Genomic DNA, 10,726 nt, shown 5'->3' on the forward strand with positions numbered 1-10,726 from the left:
CTCGCTCAAATCGATTTCCATGAAACCCTGATGAAAGGCATGTTATCCTTCCTCCTTTTTGCCGGGGCGCTCCACGTCGATATCGAAGACCTGTTACATCGTAAGTATGCCATTACCCTTATGGCAACTTTTGGGGTGTTGATATCCACCTTTTTGATCGGCTTTTCCATGTTTTATCTGACAGGTCTGATCAATCTTGAAATCCCGCTGATCTATTGTCTGATTTTTGGCAGCCTTATCGCCCCAACCGATCCCGTTGCTGTTCTTGGCATCCTCAAAACGGTAAAAGTACCGCGTTCTCTTAAGGCTAAGATTGCCGGGGAAAGCCTGTTCAATGACGGTGTCGGGGTTGTTGTATTTACCATTCTGGTTGCTATTGCTACCCAGACCCCATCAGATGATGCCATTGGTGCTTACGAAATCACACGCCTTTTCTTGCTCGAAGCTGGCGGAGGTGCCGCACTGGGGCTGGCAACCGGATATATTGCCTACCTTGCCCTCAAAAGTATTGATGAATACACCATAGAAGTCTTGATCACACTCGCATTAGTCATGATGAGCTATAGCCTAGCCTATGCCCTGCATTTCTCAGGCCCCATTGCCGTTGTCATCGCCGGACTTCTTATTGGGAACAGGGGCATGCGCTTTGCCATGTCAGAAAGCACCCGGGATCACGTCAATAAGTTCTGGACCCTTCTGGATGAGATCATGAACGCGGCACTATTCTTGATTATTGGCTTTGAGATCCTCGCTATTACCGAAACAGCAACAAATTTGATCGCAACCTTGATCATGATCCCTGTTGTTCTTATCGCGCGTTTTATTGCTGTGGGGCTTCCCATCAGCCTATTAAGTCTAAAAGCAAAATACACCCCCGGTGCCGTTGTTGCCCTAACCTGGGGAGGTCTTCGTGGTGGTATTTCGGTTGCGTTGGTTCTTTCCCTGCCTAGCATCCCAGAAAAAGAAAGCTTGCTCGCCATTACCTATGGCGTTGTCATTTTTTCTATTATTATTCAGGGATTAACCGTGAAAAAAGTTGTAGAACGCTTTGTGAAATAAGCAGGTCATCGAGAACAAAAAAGGCAGCGGAGGCATACCGCTGCCTTTAAAACTCACAAGAAAATCAATTAACCTATCTCACCCCAGCCTATCTTATCTCAGCTTACCTTAACCTCGGCCTATTTTACATAGCCCCTGTTATACCCATTTCCCAAAACCCGGCTTCCAGTCTGGTTGCCGTAGAAAAGGTATTACACAGATCCTTCCAGCGTCCTGAATTCTGATAATCTTCACCCAAGCGAGACATCGCAACCCGTTCCAGCTGTCCATAAGCACCAGCGGCCGCCTGTTGGTATTCGCTTGAAGCATACATTTCAATCCATGGACGATAAGGATTATTTTCCATGTCTGCGACGTGATCATCGGCTAGACGCGATCCGATTTCGGCATATCCCATCACACATGGGGCCAAGGCCACCAGAAGGTCCAAAATATCACCGGAAAGGCCGCGCTCCATCACATAGCGGGTATAAGCAAGATTTGCTGATGCTTCCTTAACACCTTCCAGTACTTCTTTTTCTATGCCCCATTCAGCACAATAACTGATGTGTAACTGCATTTCGTCGTTCAACAACGCATTCATCGTTGCCGCGGCTTGACGCATATCGTCCAGATTATCGCTTTTGAAAACGGCCAGTGCATAGGCGCGGCCAAAGTTAATCAAGAACAGATAATCCTGAATGAGATAATGTTTAAAAGCCTCTTCCGGCAATGTCCCTTCGCCCATCCCCTGAACAAAGGGATGATAAACATAAGACGACCAGTCATCTGGGCATTGAGCTTTGAGATCTTCGTAGAAAGACATGATTAGGTTATTTCAATCGCGAGATTTTAAATAAGAAAAAGCGGTTTGAGAACCAAACCGCCATATAGAGAAGATACTTAGAGAGCGTCTGGAAGTTTGACCTTAAGGCCATCCAACTCTTCGGTGATGATTAACTGGCATCCCAAGCGCGATGTTTCTGTCAAATTGAAAGCAAGATCAAGCATATCTTCTTCGTCTTCTGATACTTCTTCCAACTTTCCATACCAACTGGGGTTAATAACCACATGACAGGTCGCACAGGCTAATGAACCTTCGCAAGCACCTTCGATATCAATATCATTGCGTTGAGCAATTTCGAGAACGGAAAGCCCAAGTGGCGCATCCACTTCTTTTTCGGTTCCGTCATTTTCGACAAAAGTCATCTTTGGCATCTGCCAATTCTCCTAACAAAACCGCGATCTGCCATCATTCTAATGCGGCAGTTACGGCAATACCCGAATATTCCAGCCTATATACGCTGCCTGAAGCTATTTTGGGAAGTTTTTTTCATCATCTGCTAGCGGAATAACGACCCACACAGTCCATTACAAGCATTTTAGGACTTTAAAATTCCCGACCAAACGCTCGCCTTACAAGCGTTATTATACCGTTCTAAATTTTTTTAGAGTAATTTAAAATCTTTTGTTGTGAATTTGTGATACAAAAACTACCCTGATACAGTAATAATAAGTAACTATAACTCAAAACCAATCCAAACGTTTAATTCCACAATATAAAAATCAAAGCTGCCATTAATACTATCCGGCAATCCGATATTATTAATGGCATCAATACGTGGTCCATTTGAGGAGGAAATCGACAATGAAATTTACAGCCAAAAGAATGGCCGCAGGCATACTGACTGCGACCGCTTTGACCTTGGGGGCAGTCTCTGCTCAGGCCCAGGAAATTAACTTCTTTACCATTGGTACAGGCGGTACAGCCTATACCTATTATCCAGTTGGCGGTGTGATTGCCAATGCTATTTCCAAGCCACCGGGATCTCGTCCTTGTGAAGAAGGCGGTAGCTGCGGTGTAGATGGCTTGATCGCCTCTGCCGTATCATCACGCGGTTCTGTTGATAACATCAATGCCGTTCTTTCCGGCCTCAGAAATTCTGGTTTTGCCCAGTCTGATGTTGCCTATTGGGCCTACACAGGCACAGGCACAATGGAAGGCAAAGACCCTGCAACAAAGTTGCGTTCAATCGCAGCCTTGTTTGAAGAACATATCCATCTCGTTGCTCTTGATAAAAGCGGCATCAACTCTGTTGCTGATCTGAAGGGCAAACGCGTTTCTTTGGATGAGCCGGGTTCTGGAACCTACGTAGATGCAGGACTTATTCTAGAAGCTAACGGTCTCGCGCTTGATGATGTTACCGCAGAAGCATTAAAAGGGAACGCCGCCGCAGAAGCACTCAGAAATGGCAAAATTGATGCCTTCTTTGTTGTTGCTGGCTACCCAACAGGGTCACTTGTGGAATTAGCATCTGCCGACGACATCAAGCTAGTTCCAATCGACGGTAAAGGTGCCCAGGCACTCGCCGAAAAATATGGCTTCTTTTCACAAAGTGTGATCCCATCAGGTGCCTATGAAGGCGTCGAAGAAACACCAACCGTAGCAGTTGGCGCCCAGTGGTATACATCAGCAGATCAGGACGACGAACTGATTTATCAAATCACCAAAGCTCTTTGGAATGATAAATCACGTAAACTGCTAGACGTTGGTCACGCCAAAGGTAAAACAATTACGCTTGAAACCGCGCTTTCAGGTATCGGTGTGCCAGTTCACCCAGGTGCAGAGCGTTATTACAAAGAAGTTGGCCTTATAAAATAAACCAACTTCTGTTCAAACGTTTCCCTCAATCGGAAACGTTCCAAACAAACCAAGGTCCCGGAATTATACTCTATGATTTCGGGACCTTGGTTCAATAAAAACGGGAACCAACCCCGATAATAAGGGAAAACAAGACATGCGTGGCGAAAATTTAACAGCAAAACAGCTGGCTGAAATAGAGGAAAAATACGATCCTGAAATGGCCTTTCGCCCAACCGGACGTATGATCACTTATTTGGTTACCCTGTTATTGGTTTCCATGTCTGTTTACCACTTTTATGCTTCTGGCTTTGCCCTCATTCGCGAAGTTCTACACCGGGGCATTCATCTCTCTTTTGTTCTAAGCCTTGTGTTTTTGCTTTTTGGATTTCGAAAAGGGTTCGGTAAAACTCCACAAACAGGCTTCTTCTATTTTAATGGCGTTTCATTTCTCGATTTAATTTTTGCTGTTCTTGCAGTGGTCACCGCCCTTTACTTACCATTACTTCCCCCTGAACAACTTGCAACCAGAGTGGGCAACCCTTCGCAAAACGATGTTTTGATGGGGACTGCACTCCTAATACTGACGCTAGAAGCCGCAAGGCGCTCGGTGGGGCCGACATTACCAATTATCGGGCTGATTTTTATACTCTTTGCTCTATTTGGTCCCTTTGCCCCCGGTGCTTTAAAACACGGTGGCACAAGTTGGGCCGGGCTAATTAATCACCTCTATCTAACCAATCAGGGCATTTACGGTATCGCCATTGGCGTCATGGCCCAGTATGTCTTTCTCTTTATTCTTTTTGGTGTTCTGGCAACACGTATCGGATTGGGCCAATTGTTTATCGATCTTGCTATGGTCATTGCCGGACGATATTCCGGCGGGCCGGCAAAGGTCGCGATTTTTTCATCCGCTTTTATGGGAACAATTTCCGGATCGTCCATCGCTAACACAGTTACAACAGGCGCGCTAACCATCCCCGCGATGAAACGGGTCGGGTATCCACCACACTTTGCAGGGGCGGTTGAAGCAACCGCATCAACGGGCGGGCAAATAACCCCGCCTATCCTTGGGGCTGCAGCTTTTATTATGGTCGAATATCTGGAAATACCACTCCGCGATATTCTCGCCGCGGCTCTCTTCCCTGCCCTGTTACATTACTTCGGTATATTTATCATGGTTCACCTCGAAGCCAAAAAGCTTGGCCTTAAAGGTTTATCCAAAGATGAACTGCCCAAAGCTGTCTTGGTTTTGAAACAGCACTGGCTATCAATTATACCTCTCGCGATCCTCGTCTATCTTATATTGAGTGGGAAAACCCCCGATTTTGCGGCCGTTTACGGAATCATTGCCTGCGTTGTTGTCGGCTTTTTAAATCCCGTCAACCGTCTTAACTTACAAGATTTGTGGAACGCACTTTCTCTTGGTGCGAAAAACACCTTGGCTGTTGGTGCCGCCGCGGCCTGTGTCGGCATAATCGTCGGTGTTGTCACCTTAACGGGCGTTGGCTTTCGCTTGGGCTATGTCGTTATACAAACGGCTACAGATCTTGGTAATCTTGTTGGCAACATATGGCCCTTGTCTTATTTTGCCATTGAACAATGGGCATTGTTTTTTACGCTTATTCTTATCGCGCTATCCTGTATTATTATGGGCGCGGGCATCCCCACCACAGCCACCTACATTATTCTGGTTGCGGTCGCAGCCCCCGCCCTTGCGCAGCTCCAGATACAGCCCTTGGTTTCCCACTTCTTTGTCTTTTATTACGGGGTACTCGCAGACATTACGCCGCCCGTTGCGCTCGCGGCCTATGCGGCAGCGGGAATAGCCGGGTCCAATCCCTTTCAAACTGGAAACACCGCTTTTAGATTAGGCATTGCAAAAGCACTGGTTCCGTTCATTTTTGTTTATTCCCCTGCCCTGTTGCTTGTCGCAGACGGATTTACCTGGACCGCATTTACGATCACACTTGCGGGTGCGATGATGGGAATTAGTTTGATCGGGATGTCCTTTGCCGGTTATTTTCTTGCCCCTCTCAGCACATTACAACGCTGGTGGATCGGCTTAGTTTCCCTGCTATTCATTGCACCAGGGTTAGAGACAATGGGCATTGGCATTTTACTTTTCGCCCCCATTCTTCTGGCACAATTAAAACAACGTAAAAGTCCGATGCCTGAAACCAATTAGCGGTCTAGGTCAGATATAAGGCCCGAAAAAGACGAGACAAACTCGGAAGACTGAATCTTAATCTGCTGAAGAGCGCATCTTCTTTACTGTAGATGCCAAAATTTCGACGGCCTCATCAACTTCTTCTTCTGTTGTGAAACGGCCGAACCCTATGCGTAACGAGGCCAGCGCCTCGTCATCACTGTGCCCAAGCGCTTTGAGAACATAGGACGGATCAAGATCAGCAGATGTACAGGCTGATCCCATTGACAGGGCCAACTTGGGTGCAGCCTTCATAAGGTCGGCCCCTGATATACCCTTGAAGGTTACATTAAGATTGCCCGGAATACGCTGATCTTCATCACCATTAAAGCGTAAGCCATCTACCTTGCTCTCAAGAGCATTCTTAAACCGCAGACTCAACGAAGACAGGCGGTCATATTCCGTAAACAAAGCTTCGTTCGCATATTGAGCTGCAGCCCCCAACCCCACACAAAGCGGAGTTGCCAATGTGCCGGAACGAAAGCCACGTTCTTGCCCGCCACCATCCATCAAGGGCTCTAAGCGGACACGCGGACGCCTGCGCACATAAAGCGCCCCGATACCTTTGGGGCCATAAATTTTATGACCGGAGATGCTCATCAGATCAATTTGCATCCGGTTTACATCCAGTGGAATTTTACCAATTGCCTGTGCAGCATCGCTGTGGAACTTCGCGCCAACCTCTTTGCAGATGTCACCAATCCGGGTGAGATTTTGAATAACACCAATCTCGTTATTTACCGCCATCAGCGAAACAAGAGCCGTTTTTTCAGAGACGGTATCTTCCAACTGGTCCAGATCAATCAGACCGCCAGCATCAACAGATAGCCTCACCACATCAAAGCCTTCGCGTTCCAACCGGGCCACAGATTCCAGAACACACTTATGTTCGGTTACGGCCGTGACAACCTGATCGCGCGGCGTTCCTTTGGGATTATCCCGAATAAAACGTGCCGTGCCTTTAATTGCCAAATTATTTGATTCCGTTGCACCAGACGTAAAAACAATTTCCCGTGGATCAGCGCCAATCGCATCTGCAATCTGCTCTCTGGCTTTATCAACGACCTCTTCGGCTTCCCAGCCATAGACGTGATCGACAGAATGCGGATTGCCAAAGCTCTCGGTGAAATAGGGCATCATGTCCGTCACAACCCTTGGGTCAGTCGGGGTTGTAGCCTGATAATCAAGATAAATAGGCTTTTCAGATCGGTTGGCTTTTAACTGTGGCATTTGTTTCTGGCTAAGGTTCTCTGGTTATTGGTATCAACATCATAAGACAAAGCAGCGGTTTACTATATCTTTAATCGGGCTGTCTTCTTAATCGGGGACCATTAATCAGGGCGCTCCCCTTTGCGTTTGAACAGCGCAATCCAGGCATCCGCGAACTGGTCCAGATCAGTATCAGCGCTGGCCCACCCCGTAGAAATACGGATCGCTTCACCAGACGTTTTCTCATCTGCCCCCATAGCCTTTAGCACATGAGACGTCTGAACCTTGCCCGAAGAACAAGCGGAACCGGACGAAACAGCATAGCCTTCCAAATCCAGAACCATGAGCTGGGTATCCGACGGAACGCCCGGCATGGTTATGGTCGTCGTATTTGGCACGCGATCTACCTCTGCCCCAAACACACGCGCAGCCGGGGCCGCCGCCAACATTTTGCGTTCCATTTCATCCCGAAGATATGACTTTTCCTGAATTTCGACCAAACCTTCACGAGATAGTTTGGCCGCAACCCCAAAACCCGCGATACCCGGCACATTTTCCGTACCGCCCCGGCGGCGACGTTCTTGCCCACCGCCAAGTTGCTGAGATTTAATCTCTAGCCCCTTGCCAAGAATAAGGGCACCGACGCCTTGTGGTCCCCCCATCTTGTGCGAGGAGATCGTTGTAAAGTCGATATTCAGTTCTTCACAGTTGATATCTGTCTTTCCCGCCGCCTGTACAGCATCACAATGAACCAATGCACCTTTTGAATGCGCAAGAGATACGATCTCTTTCACGGGTTGCAAAACACCGGTTTCATTGTTCGCCATCATCACAGAAACCAACGTATTTTCAGGATCAACAGCCAATAATTCTTCAAGTGCTTTCAAATCAATTCGACCATGCTGATCTACGGGAACTCTGATCGCACCTTCATGGACCTGCAAAACGGAATCGTGTTCGATGGAAGAAATCAAAACGCGGGATCTTTCCGCCCCGCGTAATGCCAGGTTATTGGCTTCCGTACCACCGGACGTAAAAACAATCCGGGCAGGTTTTGTGCCCATTAGGGATGCAATTTCCGCACGGGCGTCTTCGACCAATCGACGCGCAGATCGACCATAGGCATGAATAGATGACGGATTGCCCGTTTGCTTCATCGCCGCTGTCACAGCATCAATGGCTTCGGGGCGAACAGGTGCGGTTGCATTATAATCCAGATAAATCGGGCTGATCATAAAGAGACATCACATTCTTAAACAAATAAACAGGGCTTAAACAAATAAACAGAGCTTAAGCAAATAAACAAAGCTTTAATAAGCCCATATGGTTTTGGTTAGGGATTTTGGCCTGACAGTATGCCTTTGACACAAAAGACTCGTATCTTTTAACTAAGCTCGCTTATTGGGCTGCGACACCGTCATTGGGATCAAACGTCATAAACATATCTGCCCCGGGATCAATCCGTCTCTCAATCACATCAGCTATCGACACACCATGAAGGTAACGATAGATATGATTGGAAAGGCCTTGCCACAAATCATGCGTAACACATCTGCTTTTATCGCTGCGGCACCCATCGGGAGACATTGGATTACAGGTCGTTGCCCTTATCGGTTCTTCAACTGCTTTGAAAATTTCGGCAATATCGGTATCTTTTGCATCCTTAGCCATGCGATAGCCGCCGCCGGGACCACGTATAGACATAACAAGCTTTTCGCGCCTAAGTTTTGCGAATAGCTGTTCAAGATAAGAAAGCGAGATTTCCTGTCTGTCCGCAATCTCTGCAAGGGACACCGGGCGCTCATTGGCATAAAGAGCCAGATCAACCATCGCCATCACGGCATAACGACCTTTTGTGCTCAGTTTCACGGCCTTACTCTCCTACCATTATGGATAGTTTTCTTCCGAAACTATCCCGTCACTTTTGGTCAATAGCTTTTTGGTAGCGCATTATCCCGACGTTACCCAGCGGGGAAGACTACCATTATTTTACGAAGAGGTTTTATCCCCAACGTCATCTTTCTTGTCATTCTCTGCCGTTTTTGTCAGTAGATTTTTTTGATAATCGTCCTGACCTTCCAAGGTATTCAATCGACTTCTCAACGACTGGACCTCGTTCAATAGCCCTTCCAGCGTCTTTGCCACCGGATCGGGGACATCCCACGTTGGGGTACCATAGGCAACAAAGGGCTGATCTTCCACAACAGGGAACGTTGGTGTCGAAGGTCTGTCTTCTTTTGTATTCACGACCTTACCCGGAATGCCAACAACTGTCGCGCAATTGGGAACATCTTTGGTCACAACAGCATTGGCACCGATACGTGCGCATTTAGAGACTGTAATCGGCCCCAATACCTGTGCGCCTGATCCAACGATCACACCACATTCCAATGTCGGATGCCTTTTTGTGCCCCGCTGACTGTTAGAATCGACACTAGGGGCAACACCACCCAAAGTCACGCCATGATAAAGCGTCACATTGTCGCCAATGATAGAGGTTTCCCCAATAACCACACCCATGCCATGATCAATAAAGAAGCCTTTGCCAATTGTCGCGCCGGGATGAATTTCAATTCCCGTCATCACTCTTCCGATATGGGACAGACAACGCGCCAACAAGCGCCAATTACTGCGCCAGAGCTTGTTCGACAGGCGATGGAGCGTAACGGCCTGAAAGCCGGGATAGCACAAAACCACTTCCATACGCGATCGCGCAGCGGGATCGCGAGACATGGTTGCGTCAATTTCGGCCTTAATTCTGTCGAACATTGGTTCGTTTCCTTGTGAACCTTTTTACTTTAATTGAAAAAGGTATTTGGCTCAGGGCAAGCACTGGCTTATATACAATGCATTGAAAACACATTGCACATTGTCTGCGATATAATTATCAAGATCGTCAGGGTCAAGTGTAACTATCGTGTTTAGTCAGTCCATCTTGGCTTACAAGCTTATGTTTTGGTCAGTCTAAACAGGTGCTCGGCTGAAATAAAGCCTCGAAATTCGACGAAGGGGAACTGTGACTGCATGCCTGATATTATTTTGAACGGTCCGGAAGGACGTCTCGAAGGACGCTATTTTCACAATCCAACACCAAACGCGCCCATTGCCTTGATGCTTCACCCGCATCCACAGCACGGCGGTACAATGAACAATAAAATCGTTTACACGATGTTCAATTCATTCAAGGCACAGGGCTTTTCCGTTCTGCGCTTTAACTTCCGTGGCGTTGGTCGTTCACAGGGAACTTTCGACGAAGGCGAAGGCGAACTGTCTGATGCAGCATCCGCACTAGACTGGTTGCAGTCTGTCAATGCCAATTCAAGCCAGTGCTGGGTATCCGGTTTCTCTTTTGGTGCCTGGATTAGCATGCAACTTTTGATGCGTCGCCCGGAAATTGATGGCTTTATCTCTATCGCCCCACCCGCCAACATGTTCGATTTCAGCTTTCTGGCGCCTTGCCCGTCATCTGGTCTGATTGTTCAGGGCGAACGCGATGACGTCGTCCCTGAATCTGCAACATCGAAACTGGTTGATAAACTAAACGCACAAAAAGGTATCGCTATAGATTACCGCGTTGAGCCAACCGCCGGACACTATTTCGAAAACGAAATGGAAATCATCGACAGCCA

Annotated in this window: 10 protein-coding genes; 4 read left to right on the top strand and 6 right to left on the bottom strand. The window is 47.5% G+C overall.

Translation table 11 applies throughout. From position 1 onward, the window contains the following. Positions 1-1,059 (top strand): sodium:proton antiporter (locus Q0241_RS22355; RefSeq protein ID WP_299381609.1); only part of this gene is annotated, 1,059 nt, incomplete at its 5' end. A gap of 124 nt (positions 1,060-1,183) precedes the next feature. On the opposite strand, the gene tenA is transcribed toward Q0241_RS22355, so the two are convergent. Further along, a complete protein-coding gene (gene tenA / locus Q0241_RS22360) occupies positions 1,184-1,864 on the bottom strand; it encodes a thiaminase II (protein WP_299381612.1) in 681 nt (226 codons plus the stop codon). Between the two features lie 77 nt (positions 1,865-1,941). Continuing rightward, a complete protein-coding gene (locus tag Q0241_RS22365; protein ID WP_299381615.1) occupies positions 1,942-2,256 on the bottom strand; it encodes a ferredoxin family 2Fe-2S iron-sulfur cluster binding protein in 315 nt (104 codons plus the stop codon). Between the two features lie 430 nt (positions 2,257-2,686). On the opposite strand from Q0241_RS22365, the gene Q0241_RS22370 reads away from it, so the two are divergent. Continuing rightward, positions 2,687-3,700, top strand: a complete 1,014-nt coding sequence (locus Q0241_RS22370) for a TAXI family TRAP transporter solute-binding subunit (protein ID WP_299381618.1) — start codon at positions 2,687-2,689, stop codon at positions 3,698-3,700. A 136-nt stretch (positions 3,701-3,836) separates the two neighbouring features. Beyond that, positions 3,837-5,867 (top strand): TRAP transporter permease, encoded by a 2,031-nt coding sequence (locus Q0241_RS22375; protein WP_299381621.1) that lies wholly within the window; start codon positions 3,837-3,839, stop codon positions 5,865-5,867. 57 nt (positions 5,868-5,924) lie between these two features. Here Q0241_RS22375 and Q0241_RS22380 read toward each other — a convergent pair whose 3' ends face one another. The 4 genes from Q0241_RS22380 to cysE form a co-directional block, all read right to left on the bottom strand. Then, positions 5,925-7,118 (bottom strand): aminotransferase class V-fold PLP-dependent enzyme, encoded by a 1,194-nt coding sequence (locus Q0241_RS22380; RefSeq protein ID WP_299381623.1) that lies wholly within the window; start codon positions 7,116-7,118, stop codon positions 5,925-5,927. Between the two features lie 101 nt (positions 7,119-7,219). Continuing rightward, positions 7,220-8,332, bottom strand: a complete 1,113-nt coding sequence (locus Q0241_RS22385) for a cysteine desulfurase family protein (protein ID WP_299381626.1) — start codon at positions 8,330-8,332, stop codon at positions 7,220-7,222. A gap of 163 nt (positions 8,333-8,495) precedes the next feature. Next, on the bottom strand, positions 8,496-8,966 hold the full coding sequence (locus tag Q0241_RS22390) for an Rrf2 family transcriptional regulator (RefSeq protein ID WP_299381629.1): 471 nt from the start codon (positions 8,964-8,966) through the stop codon (positions 8,496-8,498). Positions 8,967-9,086: 120 nt separating this feature from the next. Further along, positions 9,087-9,866: a serine O-acetyltransferase gene (cysE, locus tag Q0241_RS22395; RefSeq protein WP_299381632.1), complete on the bottom strand. Its 780-nt coding sequence runs from the start codon at positions 9,864-9,866 to the stop codon at positions 9,087-9,089. Positions 9,867-10,121: 255 nt separating this feature from the next. Here cysE and Q0241_RS22400 point away from each other — a divergent pair. Further along, positions 10,122-10,726, top strand: a 605-nt coding sequence (locus tag Q0241_RS22400) for an alpha/beta hydrolase (RefSeq protein ID WP_299381635.1), incomplete at its 3' end; no start/stop codon positions are given.

This window comes from uncultured Kiloniella sp. (assembly GCF_937128705.1).
GTDB lineage: Bacteria > Pseudomonadota > Alphaproteobacteria > Kiloniellales > Kiloniellaceae > Kiloniella.